This is a genomic window from Shewanella sp. SM29, assembly GCF_025654245.1.
GTDB classification, from domain to species: Bacteria; Pseudomonadota; Gammaproteobacteria; order Enterobacterales; family Shewanellaceae; genus Shewanella; species Shewanella oncorhynchi.
In genome coordinates this window covers 40817-59916 of record NZ_JAKKRN010000029.1, presented here as the reverse complement: position 1 = coordinate 59916, position 19100 = coordinate 40817, and the positions used below count along the sequence as shown (strand labels likewise).

Here is a 19100-nt window from a genome sequence, read left to right as displayed (position 1 = left end):
CCCAAATCATCGCGTCCATCGGCAATTTACGCCGTCTTAACGTCGCAACGCCCTGAGAGTCTAGGCAAGATTGAATTAACTCAGGTTCTAACACATCTGCTAAGCAGGTGAATTCGGTTAGGCGGGTAATATGAGTACGGGCGAGTGCTTCTGAGAGTTGCATAAAAAAATCCGATGACATGAGGTCATCGGATTTTGATCTTTTCAGCGAGATCGTCAAGCGATCTGTCTTAACTGATCGGCATTAAGACTGAGTCTGGCTTTTTTATTAGAGTCTAAAACGGTACTTATCTATGACGTAACAACTTAATTAAAATCCCAGTCATTACATATCCGTCATTAATACGGGTTGACCAAAACCTTTAAGTTCAGCATGGGAGGACTCAAAATACTGCTGCCAAAACTGTTTCAACGGCAACATTACTTGACCGCCTCTAAATCCTTTTGATGTAGCAGGAACCCAACCCGCACCTAATACGTAAATATCTGCCTGCTTAAAATCACTCAGCATGTTCGCTTTTTGTATTTTTAGCATTTCTTGCTCAGGTTCGATAACTTTTAAGGTGTTTTTACTGTAAAAGCTGGTCACATCTGAATTTTCAACCATATCGGACACAAGTAACAATACTCGGCGTCCTTCGGTATCGGCAGCCACTTGCGGCGCAATAACCTGAGATAAATTACTGAGGATTTCAGTTTTAGGCAAATCCACATCATTAGGTTTAAAAGCATGTTTTATATGGGCATCAATTTTACTTCTAACGAACTGAGCCTGCTTATTCATGCAATTATCAAAAGCCATTAGATTTTTCTTCGATACGTCATCCCTGTCAGCAATATCAGTATCCAGCCTGCCACTAAACAAAACATCGGTATAAAAATCTTTTACATAAGCACTAAAGCTAATGATAGTGATTTTATCCCCAGCTTGTAGGAAGAGATGCACTTTCTCATGAACTAACTGTTTAATATTTATGTCCGGAGAAAAAGTACCATCGATCGCCACAAACAAATGTCGGCCAGAAACTGTCTTTGCTGTTAGTGGATCAATTTTGGCAAACTCGTAGCAACTTTTAATATCATTTCTCTCAGCGGCCATCGCAGGCAAACACATAGAAATAGCTAAAGTGCCAAACAAGCCAGTAACCACCAACTTAGCAAGCTTTGTCATTCCTGTCATGAACTTAACTCTCCAAGTATCTCTTTGCGTAAACGATCGCGCATCTGTTCTTCCGTTTCAACAACCTTTTTTTGCTGAGTTATTTCAGCAAGCAGCTCTTGTCGAATACGTTGTTCAGCTTGTTCTGGCGTTTCGGCCTCTGCAGCTTTTTTAGCATTCGCTTCAGCAACAAGCTCGGCTTTCAATCTTGCTTCCATCGCCTCTGGTGCTTCGGAAGTTTCTACCTCAACAATATGAGACGTTGCCACCACAGCGGCACTTTTCATCGCCTGATGGCTGGCTAATGTTTGATGCTCACGTAAACGTACCGATTGATCATATCGATTTTCGGCATTACCTAAATCTTCCATATACGTCAGGAATGAACGCTCACCACAGGCCTCTAACACCTCTAGCACCTTAGGATCTTGGCAATTAGTTTCGGCTTTTTGATTCATTCTTTGCTGCAAGTTAGTTAGGCGCTTCTGGGCTACACGCGCAACTTGCTGCTTTAAACGAGAATAATGCGTCTTAAACTCACGCTCACTTTTAAAGTTGCCAATTTCTTTACGCGCATCTTTAGAATGTTTGCCAGCAAATCCGGTTTTAAAACCAATTAAAATACCGAAAATCTGTAATAGGATGAATAAGAAAGCAAGAAAAATAAAAGTTCCCCAACCGCCTTTCTGTTCACGATCCCACACGTCATCCTTTGCTTTATCACCTGCACTTTTAGACTCATCCAGTAAGAGTGCTGGAGGTGCTTCAGCATAGGGGTCTTGTTCTTGATACAATCCACTCGTTTGCTGAATATTGACTTCATCAATGTGCATTTTTTCAAGCACTTGACCACGCACATAGGTTGCCAATACTGCAATAACTAGGATCGCAATAGCAGTAACCGTGGTGATGAAATAACGGGGCTTAACCTCTGCGTTAGTAGAGATCCGATTAATGAGTTGCTTATATTGAGGCTCATTATCATCCTCAAAGGTTTTATCTAAATTAATGCGAGTATTAGGTGCCAGTTCTGGCGTCGATTTGTCGCGGTTTTTAGCATTCTTCCACCAGACCTTGGCCTTTTTAATGAGCGAGTTAGCATGCAGCTCATGTCCAGTAAAGTGAGTTAAACCTACCAGTAAAACCGAGATTATGAAGGCGATACCCACAGCACCTTGCTGCTGTAGTTTTTCCGATGCTCCGGGAATCGTGAAACCTGAAAGAACGTAACTAAATCCCATTGCTTCAACAAACACTAAAGCGGCAATCAATATCCACCCCAAAATATGTAAGTTGTTACGACCATTTTCTGTCACTTTACCTAAATAGTCTTGGCTTTTACTGAAAAGCTCCTCGTCCTTATTCACTTTCTCATAATGAGCGGCAAAATCAGTACACAGTGCGACTTCAGTATTCAACCAATCCTTATCGTAAATCTTAACTTGGGTTTCATAATCTTTCGCTAAGCGACTCTCCTTACCGATTACCGGAAAGGCATACCATGTATTAAGCCACCAGAAACTGACCTTATCCCACCAAACCGTAATAATGACCACTAATACCATCAACGAAAGTAACAGCGACACTAACGTGCGATACTCATTAAATAACATAGACACAAAATCCATTTACCGCTCCTAAGCACATTGCTTATAACAATTTGGGTTCAAAATCGGCTTCATAAACCGTTTTATTCTTCTCGTAGTACAACTTGCCAGCAATCGCGGTCGCTGAACGATCGATTGGCATCACCACATCTATACAGCGCACAGGAGAGTCTTTTTCCGTTGTAAAAACACGATATAACAAGCCTTTATCACCATAATAAGTCTCTACATGGCTCGTAAGCTGATAATTTGGATCATCTTTACTTGAACCTTTGTAATTCTTCCAAATATTCACTTTAGGCGCAGAAACAGCAGTGCCACTGTCCTTAATCACAGCAACAGGGGTCAAACCAATATAATGGCCATTCACTTTATAACCCCAAGCAGTACCATTCATACCCGGTAAATAATCTGCTGTGTTGTAATCCTTACGATTATAGCTCTCACCTGTGGCTAAACTCTTCACGTCCCCCGTGACTCTCGGTCCCTCAACGGCGCAATTTAGGCTAGAGACTTCAGATGCATACGCCTTGCTAAATAATGCAAAACCGCTCTCTTTTTTAGCACCCACTAACTGGGTAAAGTTTGTCGATGGGTCGAGCATTTTCTTACCACCAAAATCTACCAAGGCTTTTTGCAGTTTCACTGGCTCAAGTAACTTGACGATTTCCGACTCCGTCATTTGTATTTGAGCTGGTTCAAGGCGAGAAGTGCTCGGTTTAGTTGGCTGAGTTGTAGGCTGCTTTTCCACTTGATTAGTAGGCTTGGCTGCTGCCACTTTATCCTGCGATCGGCGGGATAAATAACTCAAATTTGCCTTCTGTTTGTATGAATAAGCCAGTAATTGATCCGGTTTACCGTCAATTTCAATAATTTCTACTCGACGATTTTTTGCTTTGCCAGCGTCATCACTATTAGCTGCAACAGGCTGTGACTCCCCTGCACCTTGGAAGAATAATCGCTCAGTCGGAATGCCAGCTTGATTAAAGAGGGTTGCCACATAACGCGCTCTCGCTTCGCTAAGCTCTTGATTTAACGATTCAGCACCACTGGCATCTGTATGACCTGTAATCAAAATGTTTTGTTTAGAGTCTTTATAGATAGCGGCGAGTTTTTGAAATTTTTGTTTAGCTTGTGGCGTCGCCTCTGAAGCTCCAGAAGCAAACATCACTTCACTATTACTCGAAACTGTCGCAGCCATACCCACAACTTGATAATTAGCGTACTTTTCTGAATCTTCCTTCGACATGGTTTGTTCGGTTGAACTGATCAGTAAGCTACTTTGTTGTTCATCTGATGCTTTTGAAGCGCTGATTGAAGTAAATTGAATATCAAGATTTTCTGTTTTCGCTAACTGTTCTAATGCTTCGCGTTTTTGCTGAAAATCATAACCAACGGTACAACCAATCGCAGCACCAGCGGCACCGCCATAAAGCATACCTTCATTGCCACCTAAATAATTCCCAATCAGTACACCTAAACCAGTACCAATAGCACAACCAATAACAGTTTCTTTATTATCTTCAACAGATTGAGTGATGGCACAACTGCTAAGCGCTAATACGCCAGCAACTGCGAGCGATATGGATTTCAAATTTGACTTCATAGTCATCCCTAACTTTTTAAAAATTCAAAATTGAATTTTAGATGCAATAAATTAAGTTAAGGATTAGAAGGAATTAGCCCTAAAAAGTCAATCTAAAGTTGATACTGATGTAACCAAAATATTAATTAAGGCTGAAATTTGTGAGCAACTTTATATCGAAGATATTTAAGCGACTGACACAGGAGTTGTCATAAAACAGTTTTATCCTAATGTGAAATCACAATCACTATGCAAAAAAATCATTACTGGGAATCGTTTCTCAGTTGCACCAAATCTTTCATAGACCTCATAATCTGCACATGACTAATCTCTCTCTTTCTCCCCATATTACATTTTACTAAGGTGGCTATGACATTTTCGTTGTTAGATATTTCTGCATTGGTGTGGTTTATCGTTTCTTGGGCTGGCTACACCGCCTTTGCCCGTAGCAAGGCGAGAGATACAGACTGTATTGCCCGTGGTCTGCATAAGCATAGAATTTACTGGATGCTTGAGGTGATGACCCGCGGTGTGCGCGTGGGTGATGCGGCACTACTGGCCAACTTAGAACGCAATATTGCCTTTTTTGCCTCGACCACGCTGTTTGTGCTTGCGGGTGTACTGACCTTATTTGCGCAAGTTGAACGACTAGAAAGTGTTATTGCGACGATTCCCTTCGCTACGCCACCGAATCATGCGCTGGTGCAAGTCAAGTTAGCTCTGCTAGTCGGCATTTTTGTGATGGCCTTCTTCCAGTTTACTTGGTCAATGCGTCAATACGGCTTTGTGAACGTGATGATAGGCGCGGGTCCTCTGGACACCGATGGCTCAAATGACAATCTCAAAGCCTATGCAAGACAAATGGCGACAGTGCAAGATCAAGCGGCACACTCCTATAACTATGGTTTACGCGCCTATTACTTTTCAATGGCGGTATTGTGCTGGTTTGTACACCCGATACTCTTTATCTCGGCCAGCTTATTTGTGGTAGCAACCTTATATCGCCGCGAGTTCAAGTCCCGTGCCGTTCTGGCGATCACGGCAGCGAAAGGCCATCTCCAAATAGAGAGCCAAGTGCGAGAAACCGCCCGCAACCATAAAATAGAATCATAGCCTTGGCGGTTTAGGCCGCTGGCGTCATCTTGATTGGAATTATTGTTCTATACTCTTTGGGTCATGTTTCTATTGAATTACTGGGAGAGTGCCATGAGCGATAACTTATTAACCTTAGATGAAGTGTGCAAAATGCTAGATAAAACACCAGCGACCATCAAACGCTTCGCTCGGGAGAATTTACTCTCAAGTGTTCAAGATGGTGACGAATTAAAATTCCCTGAAGCGGAAGTTAAACGCTACCTCGCCTTTTCACAACGCTTAGGCTAAAACGCATCAAGTAACTCACGGCAAATAAAACTGAGTCATCAGTATTTAAGCCGTTTGAATTTGTAAAGGTGGCTTGAATTGAAATGTGATACTCGAATTTAAGTATGCTGCTTAAGTTTAAGTCGTCGATAGCAAGTTAAAACAGGCAGTGAATGCGATATGGACAGTGACGCTCAAAGGGATTTGAACTGAGCTATAGCGGTTTGTTTCGAAGGATTGGTTAGCCGAATTTAGCGGTGCAAGCCATTAAACTTAAGCTATGGAACTTTAAGCTATTAAACCTCAAGCTGTTAATCCAAAAAATTCAATCCATTACTTATTATTTAAAGCCTGCTGCAACTGCCGATAGGATAACCACTCCCGCTGCGTTTCACTTAAACCCAAATCGGCGGCGAGTTGTTGCAATTGCACTTCATATTTAGGCAATAGGGTTTCATCATTGGTCATAATCGCGAGTTCAGCAAAATCCCCTAAACCTTCGATATGATCGATTGTTAGATGAAATTCACCCAGAAAATAGATACTGCGGCGCTTTTTAATTTCCAGTACACACTCATAACCTAAGGTATGCAGCATACTTTTTGCTTTTGTTGCTTCAGTGATATTCACGGCTTCACAGCGGTCTTTTTCTGGCCCTTTCACTATCCACAGCATTATCCCCGATGGCTGCATCTCACGGATACACAAGCTCTTGTGCTCACCTTTAAGTGACTGTGATGGCAGATCAAAGTAACAGTCATGCTCAAGGTTATCTTCGAGCATGACCTCGGGATTTCTCATTTGTAAGGCAGCGAAAAAATCGTGGCGATCCAATAAGCGATATTTAAGCTCGACCTCAAACTTACCATTAAAATGAGCATTAATTTGTGGGGCTAATGCTTCTGGCATCGCAGGGTTCATAGATTCATATCCGCTTTTAATGGGTAAAATATATCGCTATTTATAATATTAAGCGCCAACGCCTTAATTCCAAAAGATTAAATCCAAAACCTTAAGCAAGTCTGTGGTACAAGGCCTGATACTCTACACTGTCTTCAATTAAGCTCTGGTGAGTACCAGACGCAATAATCCTCCCCTGACCGAGTAAATGAATTTGATCCATCTTCGCCATAGCCGTTAAACGATGGCTAATCATCAGCAAGGTTTTATCCTGAGCAAACTCAAATAGTAAACTTAAAATCTCTCGCTCGGTGCGTTTATCTAGCCCTTCTGTTGGCTCATCAAGCAATAGCAGCGGCGCATCACGCAGCAGTGCTCTTGCTACACCAATACGGCGCTGCTCGCCACCCGAAAGCTGACGTCCACCTTCACCAATCCACATATCCAGCGGCTTATCACCGGTGAGTAAAGCGCCAAGTCCAACCCGCTGTAACACATCAATCAAGCGTCCGTCGTGGGCCGTGCGTTTCTCACCTTCGATAACAGGTAGCGCTAATACTAAATTTTCCCGCAAGGTGCCCGCAAACAAATAGATGCGTTGGCTAATCACAGTTATCGCATCCCTAAGGCCGCGCTCGCTGTAATCTGAAAGAGGAAGACCATCGAGCTTGATGTGCCCTTGCTGCGCTTGCCATTCGCGGGTAATCAGCGCCAGTAAACTCGACTTACCGCAACCCGTTGGCCCAAGTAACGCGACTTTTTGCCCCGCTTTTATCTCAAGGGACAAGCCTTGCAGCACGTGTTGATCATCTCGATAACCAAAGTGGATATCTTCAATCTGTAAGGCGCCAGATTTTGCCCTCAGGCCAGTATCGGCAACAAATTGAATATCGGCCTCTTGTTCGGTGATTTCATTAATCCGTGTCGCCGCCAATACGCAGCCTGACAAATGCTGAAACGCGCCCGCAATCGGCATCATCATCTCAACGCAGGCCATAGTGGCAAACACCATAAGCGCAAACATGGGGCCCGGCGGCACCGCATCACCCACGCCTTGAGCGGCTAAATACAGCATCATGATCAAGGCTGAACCAGTGGAGAGGATCAACATGGCTTGGCTGAGCGCAGTGATATTGGCCATCGCACTTTGGCTGCGAAACAGCTCTGTCTGCGCATCATTCAGTTTTTGCCTGAATCTGTCGTTGGCGCCAAATAGGCTGAGTTCGGCTTGGCCTTGCAGCATATCTAACAACTGCACCCGATAATGACGCTTGGTTTCGAGCATAGTCCGGCTCGGCGCGTGTCCAAGGCGATAAAATAGCAGTGGCATCACCAGCCAAATGGCGACTAAAAACAGGCAAAGACTGAGGGCAAGTTTGGCATAGAACCAAGCGAGAAATAGATACAAGAGCCCAGTCATCAGCAGTGATGCAGCCATAGGCGTGAGCAGTCGCAGATATAGATGATCTAGGGTATCGATATCGGCAACTAAGCGATTAAGCATGTCGCCACGGCGTAGCCCCTGCAGATTTTTAGCACTGAGCGGCAAGAGTTTACGCCACGCCCAAACGCGAAGCTCTGTCAGCAGCTTAAAGGTCGCCTCATGGGTCGCTAAACGCTCGCCATAACGACTGGCAGTACGGGCAATTGATAAGAAACGTACCCCGCCAGCGGGAGTGAAAAAGTTAAAGGACTGCGCCGTGATTATCGTCAAACCCGCGACCGCAGTAGCAGAAAGAAACCAGCCCGAAAGTGACAGTAAACCTATGCCAGCCATCAAGGTAATAATGGTCAGCAGCAAGCCCACGGACATCATCAGCCATTGGCGCGAGAACAATCGAATAAAGGGGATTAGCACTTTCATTGGGCCTCTCCTTTAGTTGGCTCGGCGGCAATATCGACCGGAGTGTCACTATCAAGCTGCGTATCACTGCCACTGACCGATAACGGTACAAGTTCAATATCCGCCACGGACTCAATATTCTCACGCAGCAAGGTTTGGAATAAGCCGTGCGTGTTAGACAAAGTGGTAAAGTCGCCCCGCTGTACTATCAAGCCTTTATCGAGCACAAGAATAGTATCCATTTGATCTAACTGATCTAATCTGTGGGTCACCATAATGCACATCTTACCCGCCATGGCGCGATTCAGCGCTGAACTCACCGCCTGCTCACTCTGGCTATCTAAACTGGCTGTGGGTTCATCAAGGACAAACAAACTCGCCTGCTGCCCAAGCGCCCTTGCTAAAGCAATACGTTGAGCTTGGCCGACGGATAAACCGGAAGATTGCTCACCGACCGGCGCATCTAAACCCAATGGCTGCGCCTTAACGAAGTCGCTGATATTGGCCTCAGCCAGTAAGTGCCACAGCGTATCGTCGGGCAGAGTTGGGTCGGCTAAGGCCACGTTATCCCGCACTGTGCCGTGAAATAACTGCGGTTCCTGTCCAAGCCAAGCTAAGTGCTGTCGCCAATGGGCTAAGTCTAATGCGGATAACTCATGGCCATTAATCAACAAATGGCCCTTGTAGGGTAAAAATCCCAATAAGGCGTTGAGTAAACTGGTTTTACCCGCTCCGCTCGGACCAACTAAAGCTAAGCGTTCCCCCTCTTTTAACTCAAAACTCAGTGGGCCAAGTAAACGCGTACCATCGACACTGAACACCTCAAGATTGTCGGCACTCAGCGTCTCTATGCTATTGATACGGAAGTGGCCGACAAACTCAGGTTCCGGATGTTCGAGCAAGGTAATCAAGGCTTCTGCCGCGCCTATAGCCTGCGCCTTAGCATGGTAATGAGTCCCCATGTCGCGCAGCGGTTGATAAAACTCAGGAGCTAAAATCAGAATAAATAGCCCAGTAAATAGGCTGAAAGGAATACCACCCATGTCAGGATCTGTACTTGAGCTGATATTGGCATGGGCGCCATAGTAGCCAAAATCTAAGTGACCTAAGTAACTAAAACCAAAATAAACCGCCAAAACAGCAATCGATACCGCGGCAAAAAACTCTAAGACTGCTGAGCTTAAAAAGGCCATGCGTAGCACCGACATAGTGCGGCTACGAAACTCTTCTGAAGCACTCGCGATCACCTTAAGTTCGGCATCACCACGGTGAAAAAGTTTCAAGGTGCTTAAGCCTTTTAATCTATCCATAAAATGGCCGCTCAATCTTGCAAGCGCACTGAAGTTCTTGCGATTAGCATCGGCAGCGCCCATGCCAACTAAGATCATAAACATAGGGATTAATGGCGCTGTGAGTAACAGGATTAAGCCTGCCGCCCAGTTAATCGGGAATACCGCCGCTAAAATGAGTACGGGAATAAAACCAGCAAGGCTGATTTGCGGAAGGTATCTGGCATAAAAATCTTGTAAATCTTCGACTTGCTCTAAGACTATGCTTGCCCAACTCCCTGCGGGTTTACCTTTAATAAATGCCGGACCTAGCTTAGTCAACTTGTCCATCACTGCCGCGCGAATATGGCCACGTAGACGCTTACCCGCCTCAAAACTGGCGCGTTCACGCCCATAAGCCAGCAAAGCACGCAGTAACATCAAGGCAATTAGCGCAATAAAATGAGGTGTATAGGTATCAATATTCACGCTGGAACTGATCGTTTGGGCATTGTCAGTTAGCGGTATAACTTGCCCTATGATCACGCCATCCAGAATCGTCGCGATAATATAAGCCTGCGCCACCATAGCGACGGCGCTTATCATCCCAAGCCATAACAACAATTTAAGGAACAGGCCACAGGCTTTTTTCTGGGCTTTAAGCCAAACGAGAAGGGATTTTTCTAACGACTTATCCATGGTGCTCCAACAAGAAAACAATTAAGCGACTCGTAGCGGGATCGACTATCGATAATAATTCAGTTTAAGGGGCTTGCAACAGCTAAAAAGTTCCGATAGGGACGCAGTATCGCAGGCATCTACAACAGATGAAACCCTATCACAGACTTTTGCTAGCGGACTCACAAAAACGAGCTAAAGATAAATAAATCTAGGAGTTAACGGAACTTTACCTAGTACTAGCCTGATTTTAAAAACTTAGGTAGCATGAAGCTCTTTGTATTAAATGTCCTCTATCTATCTATCTATGCCAAATAAAAATGCTGGTTTCACCCTGATTGAACTCGTTGTGGTTATTATTATTCTTGGCGTATTAGCCGTAGTAGCTGCACCTAAATTCATTAATTTACAATCAGATGCCTATAAGAGTCAGCTCTCAGGTGCACTGGCTTCGATGAAATCCGCCGTCACTTTATTCAAATCAAAGTCGGAAATTGCTAATAGTGGCACCACGAATAGAGTCGTTTACGACGAAATCCGTGGTGAAAACTATCAGCCTTGGGCTGCCAGTACCAGCGGTATAACGCCAAGTACGGCTTACACGACTCCGCCAGAAATTTTTAAAGCGGCAGGGCTAAATGTGAATGAGTGGTCCTATCGAATTTACACCACCAACGGCACCTATGAAGTTATCGCCACACCAAAGCAAAAACTGAACCTTGCCACGCCCACAGAAGCGCAAGTCGAAGCGACAAATTGCTATATCGACTATAAATGGGAGACAACGGGCGTTCCCACTTATAAAAAAGTCGACACTGGTTGCTAGGCGACCTTAACGATAAAATATCTATATAAAAACAGCGAGTTAACCTGAGGTTATCTCGCTGTTTTATTTACGATCTAAACTCATTTTGTTGTTAATGCTTACGTTTACAATTAAGCATTTTTAAAGAGTTCGCGCTTATTGCACTCCACCGTATTTCACTAGCACATGCCAGAGCAACTTAAGTTCATGGGCGACTTGCGCACGATTACCGCGGTCACGCCAATGCTGGGGCGAATGGTATAAATCCCGCGCCGCCACGCCTATGGCATAGGCATCGACTCTGTCTTCTATGGCAATCCGATTAGCCAGCGATGGCATAGTTGGCCCACGGAAATCACTGGGGATCTGCGCCGTATGCAGGCTAAAGCCACCATGATATTGCAGCTCAATATCATATTTATCGCAAATTTTACTTAAGCTTGCGCCAATATCAGTCCCCTTAAAACTGGGGTCCGCCACCAGCATGGCGATATCTTCATCGAGGGAAACATCACCATGGATCTGCGCCTCTATATAATGGTCAAGATTATTCGATAGCGGCCGCTCGAAACGTGACAGCAAGGAAGCATTGAGCTGATGCCCCAAGTAATGGATCACATTCAGCGGCTTAAAATCGGTTTTGCCTAAGGCATAGTGACGCTCAAAACTCTCAGTCAGCAGCGCCGCTAAAATATCATCGAAACATGACAGCGTGCCCTTCTCTTTCGGATTACGATACGAGTCGAGATAACTAAAGGTTGAGCGCGCCATCGCACTCGTATGAGTCAGAAAATAGCAGCTACCAAAGCGCGGCGCAGGGCCGTCCTGCCACATCCCCAGATCGAGTGCACCGTATTTAGGCCGAGATTTAGTGCCCTTGTATGCATCCCCAAAAAGCTGATTTTCCCAATGATCCCGTGGGCCACCTAACTCAGGTGACAACTGACCATTAGAAATATGGGTCTCAAACTGGCTGCGGTATTGACCATCGCGCAGTAAACCTTCGGCCACAGTCATACCACGGCTATCGATTCTATCGGGATGAAAATGCAGAGCAATTCGGCCACAGTTGAGCAATTGTTTAAGCGCGAGTTGCATCTCATGCATGGGGATATTTGACATCTGCTGCACATTTTTAATCACAGCGACGGCTTGTTCACTGCGTCCTCGTGCAAGGCGTTCAATATGCTGTATCGCTGTCATAATCCACCTATAAATGAGAGGCGTTTAACCGTTCCCACAATGCCTCATCCTAAAATAAACGTGAGATAAATCGCAAGCATGCAGAGAACAGCTCTTAAGCCACTCCATCTAAATGACTAAGTTAAACATGAATGACTCAGTTAAACGTGACCGTGAAAACACTCAATAATTCTTTCGCTCGGTTCATTGTTAAAAATTCAGCGAATAACATCAATCACGAACTGAACAGATAGCGAAACCAATTGCGTTATTAGTTAATTCTACTCCAATCGACTTTAGTTTATACCACTCTCATTATTGTAGCGTGATCTACCGCTAACTCATTCTAACTCTAAATAAAAAATGCCTATGACTTCAATTGATATTATGAAATAGGCCTAATAGTCATCTTGTTCCTTGAAATCAATTAACTTCCATAACCTCAAACTCTGCCATCTAAACTTGCGCCTAAAAGATAAGCGAGGCCGAGTGAAAGCCGCCGACAAGCGATTTATGTGCCAATATGAATGAAACCCAGCCCAAAAACCTTTATTAGATGGCACTTAAAGCCCTGATCCTGTAAGCTGCACGCCCGCCAGCAGACCTGGCTATTGACCATAAATGCAGCACAGTGTTGCCACAAGAGACCAATCTATGAGTTTTACCTCCCTGGGCTTATCGGCCCCGATACTTAAAGCCGTTGCCGAACAAGGCTACGACACACCTTCGCCAATCCAAGCTCAAGCAATTCCCGCTGTGCTTCAAGGCAAAGATGTGATGGCGGCCGCCCAAACAGGAACAGGTAAAACAGCAGGTTTCACCCTACCTATGCTCGAACTCCTGAGTAAAGGTAACCGTGCCCAAGCAGGCCAAGTGCGCGCATTAGTGTTAACTCCGACACGCGAATTGGCAGCTCAGGTTGCAGAAAGTGTTGAAACCTATGGTAAGAATTTACCACTGCGCTCAGCGGTGATATTTGGTGGCGTGCCTATCAACCCACAAATCGCGAAATTGCGCCACGGTGTCGACGTATTAGTCGCCACACCTGGTCGATTGATGGATCTATATAATCAAAAAGCGGTGAAATTCAGCCAGCTTGAGATCTTAGTGTTAGATGAAGCCGACCGCATGCTCGACATGGGCTTTATCCGCGATATCCGTAAAATTTTGGCCATTTTACCTAAGCAACGTCAAAACCTGATGTTCTCAGCCACCTTCTCCGATGAAATTCGTGAGCTGGCAAAAGGCCTAGTCAATGATCCAGTCGAAATTTCGGTCACGCCACGTAACGCGGCAGCGACCACAGTAAAACAATGGGTTTGCCCAGTTGATAAGAGCCAAAAATCGGCACTCTTGATCCAACTCATCAAGCAAAACGATTGGCAACAAGTGTTGGTATTCTCGCGCACTAAACATGGTGCTAACCGTCTGGCGAAAAGCCTTGAAGAGGCAGGTATCAAAGCCGCCGCTATCCACGGTAACAAGAGCCAAACCGCCCGTACTAAAGCCTTAGCCGACTTTAAAAATGGTCAAGCTCGCGTACTGGTTGCGACCGATATCGCCGCCCGCGGTTTAGACATAGACCAATTACCACAAGTGGTTAACTTCGACTTACCGAACGTGCCAGAAGATTATGTACATCGTATCGGCCGTACTGGCCGCGCTGGCGCATCGGGTCAAGCCGTGTCACTGGTAAGTAACGAAGAAATCAAACTGCTGAACGATATCGAGCGTTTAATCAATCGCGTATTAGACCGAGAAATGGTTGAAGGCTTTAACCATGAATTGCCAGAATCACGTTTAGGTGGCGGTGGGAAAAGTAGCGGTAAATCAGTACCAAGTCGTAGAAATACCCGCAGCTCAAACCAACCTAGCTCACGCGATGGAGCTCCAAGAAGCGCCGAGCATAAAGACGGTCAACGCAGCGGTGACGTCGCGCGCGGTCACAAGCCAAACGACAAGAATCCAAGACACAGCGGTGAAGCCAGTAGCGCCCCCCGCAGTGATGCCAAACCTCGTCCACCACGTTCAAACGATGGCCGAGCCAATAGCGCAGGCGCTAGTCGTCCAACTGAAAGCCGTTCAGGCGCTGGCGAAAATCGTGGCCAAGCGGGTGAGAATCCTTACGCCAATGGTCCAAAGAAAAACACCCGTCGCCCAAATAATGGTGCGAGTCGTCCAAGACACTCACAGGATTAATGCAAAAGCTAAGCGAACTTGCTTAGCGATTTAGCCGTATTAAGTCCTAAACAGAAACGCCCAACTCCGCATGGAATTGGGCGTTTTTGTTTGTCTTAGTTTGTCTTGATCGATGCTTAGCTCGTTATCTACGCTTTGAACAATAATCGGCTTGAACAATCACTGCCTTAAAAACAGCCTAAAACGGCAACCTAAGTTAATTCGCCTTTGTATCTGGCAACTGCTGCAGGACTTCATCCGTAAAATAAGGTTCATCTTCAACCCAAAAAATGTAGTCTAAGCCTAGGTAATTTTGCGCAAAATCCAGCAGCTCAGGCACAGTATTCTTTTTACCCGTTTTAGGATTAATCTGCCGCAAATTACCGTCTTGCACCGCCATACCTTTCACCAGTGTCGCTGGGTAATCTTTAATAAAGGCATAACTTTGTGCCATATGACTTTTACGGTAAGGCATCAAATCTGGGCCACCCACACCCATGTTGAGCGATTTGGCTTGCGCAAATAAGCCTCGCATATAGCCTTTGTCATTCCATGGCAGCCATTCGTCTGGCAAAAAGTTCAAATACACCATAGCGGTTGAATGCTGAAATGACTCAGCTAATACCTGCATATTCTCGCCAATCGCATCGATATAGGCTTTAGGATTAAAATCACTGGGGAAGGTGGTCGTTCCATCGGCGTTTTCAGTCCCCACATCAATTGAGCTTTCACTAAAGTTAATGCCCGCAATTTTCCCATCAAACTCTTGGCCAAGCTGACGCACCAATTGTTGATAACGTGCACGCACTGAGGGCTCCCACATTTTGGCTGACCAGCCATACTCATCATCCGTCACCGGTTTATTGGGATCACGCTCTGGTGCACTCAACATGCTTTGCTTCAACACACCGCCTTGATAAATAGGATCATCGAGCAAATAACGCGGCACATTGACTCTGGGCGTAAAGGATTTCTCTTGCAGCTGGATCCACAATTTTTTGCCTATCGAATCGAGATATGCAATATCGGCCCTAATCGCGCTGAAATCATATTCGCCCTGCTTAGGCTCTAAACTGCGCCAAGTATAAACAATCTGCGCACCGCCAAAACGGGGATCGCGCAGCGCCTTGTCGGCACGAATGTTTTCTCCGTTAGCCTCACGATGGTTAATGTAGATGAAGTGCTGTAACGGTTGCGGCTCTGGCAGAATTGATGCGGCGCTCGCTGCGCTCAAAAAGATGCTTAGTAAAATAGTCCATCGAAACATAAATACTCCAAACCGATGCAGCCTTATCACCTGACAAAGCCGTTAATCCGCTCATTTATTTTTTACTCAGAATCACTTCTAACACAGGCAAGCTGAGGGGCATATCAATTAAGCAGACAAATACAAAGTGTTACTTAATCGCCCAATAAGATTCGCGGTGAAGTAGACACAAAGGTGTAATGACTACCGCTATAAAACCGAACAAAAAAAGGGAATAAACCTGAGTTTATTCCCTTTAAAAATAGAGCGAATTAAATCGAGGTACGATTCAACTCAAGCTAGGCCAAACTTACTTCATTGGCCAAGCGCGGTAAGATTTTCCTTTGATCCGGCCGCCAGTAATTTTGTTCAGTGCTTTCTTGGCAACCTTACGATTAACGGCCACATAGGCGCGGTAATCTGTCACTTGGATTTTACCCACCTGTGAGCCTTCGATACCGTTTTCGCCTGTCAGCGCGCCTAAGATATCCCCTGGACGCAGCTTTTCCTTCTTACCACCATCGATCTGCAAAGTGATCATGGTTGGCGCTGCAGGCGTGTTGCCGAGCAGGCTTTCAGATGGCAGTGATTCGCTGGTGATTTCGCGCTCTAAATACTCTTCTAACAAGGCAATTTTGTAACCGTCTTGGTCGTTATAGAAGGTATAAGCGGCGCCTTTACTGCCCGCACGGCCAGTACGACCGATGCGGTGAATGTGCACTTCGGTGTCATAGGCGACGTGATAGTTAAACACGGCATCCAGTGCATCGATATCTAAACCACGGGCAGCAACGTCGGTCGCCACTAATACACAGGCACTCTTATTAGCAAATTGCAGCAGGGTTTCGTCCCTGTCTCTTTGCTCTAAATCGCCGTGCAAAGCCAATACGCTAAAGCCTAAACCTTCAAGCTCATCGGCCACTTTTTGGGTTTCGCGTTTAGTGTTACAAAACACCACTGCACTTTCAGGCTTATGTTCTAACAACAATAATTGCAGCGCTTGCATACGCGCCTTGTCATCGTCTAAGTGATAAAAATGTTGAGCTATGCTTAAGCTGTCGTGATTACCTTCAACTTTAACCATGCTTGGGTCATACATGATTTGCTTAGCAATCGATTGAATTTGCTCAGGGAACGTCGCGCTAAATAGCAGCGTCTGACGCTCACGTGGCGCTTGTTCGATAATCGCATCGAGAGCGGGTTGGAAGCCCATTTCTAACATGCGATCGGCTTCATCGAGCACTAACATGTTGAGATTGCTTAAATCTAGACGGTTGCGATCTAAGTGATCGACGATACGACCCGGCGTACCCACAATAATGTGTGCACCGTGTTCCAGCGAGCCAACCTGTGGCCCCATAGGCACACCGCCACAAAGTGTCAGTACTTTAACGTTATGAATACCACGGGCAAGAGTACGGATTTCCTGCGCCACTTGGTCGGCCAACTCACGGGTTGGGCATAACACTAAGGTTTGAATGCGAAAGCGTTTAACGTCTAACTTGTTCAGTAATCCTAAGCCGAAGGCGGCCGTTTTACCCGAGCCAGTTTTACCCTGACCTATCACATCCTGCCCCGCTAAAATGGGTGGCAAACTTTGCGCCTGAATTGGCGTCATCTCGTTGTAGCCCATAGAAGAAAGGTTCTCAAGCAGTTCGGGTTTTAGCTTAAGAGTCGAAAAAGCCATTGATGGATTAGGCTTAGTATCAGAGTTGCTCAAGGTGAATATCCTGTGGTGGGTAACGAAGCGGCTGCTAGGTTACTGAAATTGCGTTACTTATCGATTAAACTGGTCTATCAAGATTCAGGTTAGCTTTGGGCTAGCTTGAGTTTAGATTTAAGCGCTAGGCTCGCTCAACCCAAAAGCACGGCTATTGTAGCAACAAAGCGCGGCTTTTGCCTCAAGTCCTTAAGCAATAGACATAGTAGGCGTGAACAGCAATAAAAAAGCCCTGCAGGAATACAGGGCTTAAACTTAGATTTAGGTTTGGGTTTAGAATTAGCTCAGCGCGGCAGATTTAACAAATTACGCGATCTGGCCGAAACGCCCTTCTTGATAATCGCGAATCGCCTGCTGAATTTCCGCTTGGGTGTTCATCACAAAGGGACCCATCTGGACGATTTTTTCACGGATAGGTTTACCCGCAAATAGTAACATCCCAGCGCCGCGCTCATTGGCTTTAAGCTTAAGCACACTTTGGCTATCGAGCACTAAAAACTCGCCCTGATGATGTTGATTTGAAGCAGATGACCACTGCGAATCTTCGCCTTTACTCGAATCGCTTTTATATAAGTCACCTTGGTACAAGTACAAGGCGACAAACTCATGTTGAGACAAATCAAGCGTGGCCTCAGCATTTGGCGATAGACTTAAATCAGCAATGGCTGCTTCGCCCGCTAATCCTTGAATAGCCGCACTAATAAGCGGTTGATCTTTAAAGCCCCAACCACCCGCTAAAGCTTTTAAGCTAGCGCCAGTGTTATTGGTCGTCTCAACGCTCGCGCTACCCGCAGTATCTTGATACTTAGCTGGACGCAACTTGTCTTTGGCGGGCATGTTGACCCAAATTTGGAATCCATGCAGACCATCGATAGCATCTGCCAGCGGCATTTCAGAGTGTACTACTCCGAACCCGGTGCTCATCCACTGCACATCGCCGGCACGAATCGCCTTCACATTGCCCATTTGGTCGCGATGCTCAAAACCGCCCTTACGAATATAAGTGAACGTCTCCATCCCGCGATGGGGATGTGCGGGGAAGCCACCGATAAAGTCTTGTTCATCATCGGATTTTATTTCGTCGATCATCAAGAAAGGATCAAATTTAGTCGTCACAAAATCGGCGACACGGCGAATATTGACCCCATCGCCATCCATCGCGGCTTTGGCGGAAAACTGACTTAATACTTTCATTGCTGCTCTCCTATCGGTTGAGCAAAGCGATGCGTGAAACGCCAAAATCATACGGCTAACACAAGACGCAAACGCTTTGCTGATTGAGGCAGAATAACAAGGAAGTTTACAAAAGAATAACGCGAAATCACGGCCTAAACATTCGAAAAAATAGAACGGTAGGCTGTTGATATCCACTCACACAGGTTTGCCATCGTATTGACTCGTCAACTTGCAGCCAGTCCGCCCATGGGGCGGACGGTCGTCTCGCTAATCACCATGACTCACTTTTTGGCATTAGCCTAACCTGTAGATTTAAAAGATATACGCAACACACTTTGGGACAAAAATGAGTTAGGTTATTAACTCTAACTCGTCATTTTCGGATGAAAAT

The 19100-nt window shown here is 45.5% G+C and carries 15 protein-coding genes; 4 read left to right on the top strand and 11 right to left on the bottom strand.

The window, feature by feature from the left end; genetic code table 11:
- The 4 genes from L5L77_RS17490 to L5L77_RS17475 form a co-directional block, all read right to left on the bottom strand.
- A partial coding sequence (locus L5L77_RS17490) for a transposase domain-containing protein (RefSeq protein ID WP_263142523.1) occupies positions 1-181 on the bottom strand: 181 nt, incomplete at its 3' end.
- A 144-nt stretch (positions 182-325) separates the two neighbouring features.
- Positions 326-1180, bottom strand: a complete 855-nt coding sequence (locus tag L5L77_RS17485) for a hypothetical protein (RefSeq protein WP_168822548.1) — start codon at positions 1178-1180, stop codon at positions 326-328.
- Positions 1177-2787, bottom strand: coding sequence for a hypothetical protein (locus L5L77_RS17480; protein ID WP_263142684.1), 1611 nt, complete (start codon positions 2785-2787; stop codon positions 1177-1179). The genes L5L77_RS17485 and L5L77_RS17480 overlap by 4 nt, the downstream gene beginning before the upstream one ends.
- Positions 2788-2809: 22 nt before the next feature.
- Positions 2810-4372, bottom strand: a complete 1563-nt coding sequence (locus L5L77_RS17475) for an OmpA family protein (RefSeq protein WP_263146494.1) — start codon at positions 4370-4372, stop codon at positions 2810-2812.
- Positions 4373-4720: 348 nt separating this feature from the next.
- Here L5L77_RS17475 and L5L77_RS17470 point away from each other — a divergent pair, with 348 nt between their 5' ends.
- Both L5L77_RS17470 and L5L77_RS17465 read left to right on the top strand, forming a co-directional pair.
- Positions 4721-5464 (top strand): DUF599 domain-containing protein, encoded by a 744-nt coding sequence (locus tag L5L77_RS17470; RefSeq protein ID WP_131524297.1) that lies wholly within the window; start codon positions 4721-4723, stop codon positions 5462-5464.
- Positions 5465-5557: 93 nt separating this feature from the next.
- Complete coding sequence (locus L5L77_RS17465) at positions 5558-5734, top strand: helix-turn-helix domain-containing protein (RefSeq protein WP_006082937.1); 177 nt, start codon at positions 5558-5560, stop codon at positions 5732-5734.
- A gap of 312 nt (positions 5735-6046) precedes the next feature.
- On the opposite strand, the gene cyaB is transcribed toward L5L77_RS17465, so the two are convergent.
- The 3 genes from cyaB to cydD all read right to left on the bottom strand — a co-directional run bounded on the left by cyaB (position 6047) and on the right by cydD (position 10423).
- The gene (cyaB, locus tag L5L77_RS17460) at positions 6047-6634 is read right to left on the bottom strand and encodes a class IV adenylate cyclase (protein ID WP_263175838.1); all 588 of its coding nucleotides are present in this window, start codon (positions 6632-6634) and stop codon (positions 6047-6049) included.
- A gap of 91 nt (positions 6635-6725) precedes the next feature.
- On the bottom strand, positions 6726-8477 hold the full coding sequence (gene cydC, locus L5L77_RS17455) for a heme ABC transporter ATP-binding protein/permease CydC (RefSeq protein ID WP_263223281.1): 1752 nt from the start codon (positions 8475-8477) through the stop codon (positions 6726-6728).
- A complete protein-coding gene (cydD, locus tag L5L77_RS17450; protein ID WP_263223280.1) occupies positions 8474-10423 on the bottom strand; it encodes a heme ABC transporter permease/ATP-binding protein CydD in 1950 nt (649 codons plus the stop codon). Before cydD ends, cydC begins: the two co-directional genes overlap by 4 nt.
- A gap of 286 nt (positions 10424-10709) precedes the next feature.
- On the opposite strand from cydD, the gene L5L77_RS17445 reads away from it, so the two are divergent.
- On the top strand, positions 10710-11228 hold the full coding sequence (locus L5L77_RS17445; RefSeq protein ID WP_105251541.1) for a type II secretion system protein: 519 nt from the start codon (positions 10710-10712) through the stop codon (positions 11226-11228).
- Between the two features lie 135 nt (positions 11229-11363).
- On the opposite strand, the gene L5L77_RS17440 is transcribed toward L5L77_RS17445, so the two are convergent.
- Entirely contained in the window at positions 11364-12410 is a 1047-nt protein-coding gene (locus tag L5L77_RS17440) for a DUF3626 domain-containing protein (protein ID WP_263223279.1), read from the bottom strand.
- 633 nt (positions 12411-13043) lie between these two features.
- Between L5L77_RS17440 and L5L77_RS17435 the strand changes: the two genes are divergently transcribed.
- Positions 13044-14588, top strand: a complete 1545-nt coding sequence (locus L5L77_RS17435) for a DEAD/DEAH box helicase (protein WP_168822533.1) — start codon at positions 13044-13046, stop codon at positions 14586-14588.
- Between the two features lie 196 nt (positions 14589-14784).
- On the opposite strand, the gene L5L77_RS17430 is transcribed toward L5L77_RS17435, so the two are convergent.
- The 3 genes from L5L77_RS17430 to L5L77_RS17420 form a co-directional block, all read right to left on the bottom strand.
- Positions 14785-15834: a hypothetical protein gene (locus L5L77_RS17430; protein WP_263193399.1), complete on the bottom strand. Its 1050-nt coding sequence runs from the start codon at positions 15832-15834 to the stop codon at positions 14785-14787.
- 289 nt (positions 15835-16123) lie between these two features.
- Positions 16124-17500, bottom strand: coding sequence for an ATP-dependent RNA helicase DbpA (dbpA, locus tag L5L77_RS17425; protein ID WP_011847678.1), 1377 nt, complete (start codon positions 17498-17500; stop codon positions 16124-16126).
- Between the two features lie 339 nt (positions 17501-17839).
- Entirely contained in the window at positions 17840-18727 is an 888-nt protein-coding gene (locus L5L77_RS17420) for a pirin family protein (protein ID WP_263223278.1), read from the bottom strand.
- Positions 18728-19100 lie beyond the last annotated feature (373 nt).

Coding starts and splice junctions, on each gene's coding strand:
- L5L77_RS17485 (WP_168822548.1), bottom strand. CDS start 1,180: ATGACAGGAATGACAAAGCTTGCTAAGTTGGTGGTTACTGGCTTGTTT.
- L5L77_RS17480 (WP_263142684.1), bottom strand. CDS start 2,787: ATGGATTTTGTGTCTATGTTATTTAATGAGTATCGCACGTTAGTGTCG.
- L5L77_RS17475 (WP_263146494.1), bottom strand. CDS start 4,372: ATGAAGTCAAATTTGAAATCCATATCGCTCGCAGTTGCTGGCGTATTA.
- L5L77_RS17470 (WP_131524297.1), top strand. CDS start 4,721: ATGACATTTTCGTTGTTAGATATTTCTGCATTGGTGTGGTTTATCGTT.
- L5L77_RS17465 (WP_006082937.1), top strand. CDS start 5,558: ATGAGCGATAACTTATTAACCTTAGATGAAGTGTGCAAAATGCTAGAT.
- cyaB (WP_263175838.1), bottom strand. CDS start 6,634: ATGAACCCTGCGATGCCAGAAGCATTAGCCCCACAAATTAATGCTCAT.
- cydC (WP_263223281.1), bottom strand. CDS start 8,477: ATGAAAGTGCTAATCCCCTTTATTCGATTGTTCTCGCGCCAATGGCTG.
- cydD (WP_263223280.1), bottom strand. CDS start 10,423: ATGGATAAGTCGTTAGAAAAATCCCTTCTCGTTTGGCTTAAAGCCCAG.
- L5L77_RS17445 (WP_105251541.1), top strand. CDS start 10,710: ATGCCAAATAAAAATGCTGGTTTCACCCTGATTGAACTCGTTGTGGTT.
- L5L77_RS17440 (WP_263223279.1), bottom strand. CDS start 12,410: ATGACAGCGATACAGCATATTGAACGCCTTGCACGAGGACGCAGTGAA.
- L5L77_RS17435 (WP_168822533.1), top strand. CDS start 13,044: ATGAGTTTTACCTCCCTGGGCTTATCGGCCCCGATACTTAAAGCCGTT.
- L5L77_RS17430 (WP_263193399.1), bottom strand. CDS start 15,834: ATGTTTCGATGGACTATTTTACTAAGCATCTTTTTGAGCGCAGCGAGC.
- dbpA (WP_011847678.1), bottom strand. CDS start 17,500: ATGGCTTTTTCGACTCTTAAGCTAAAACCCGAACTGCTTGAGAACCTT.
- L5L77_RS17420 (WP_263223278.1), bottom strand. CDS start 18,727: ATGAAAGTATTAAGTCAGTTTTCCGCCAAAGCCGCGATGGATGGCGAT.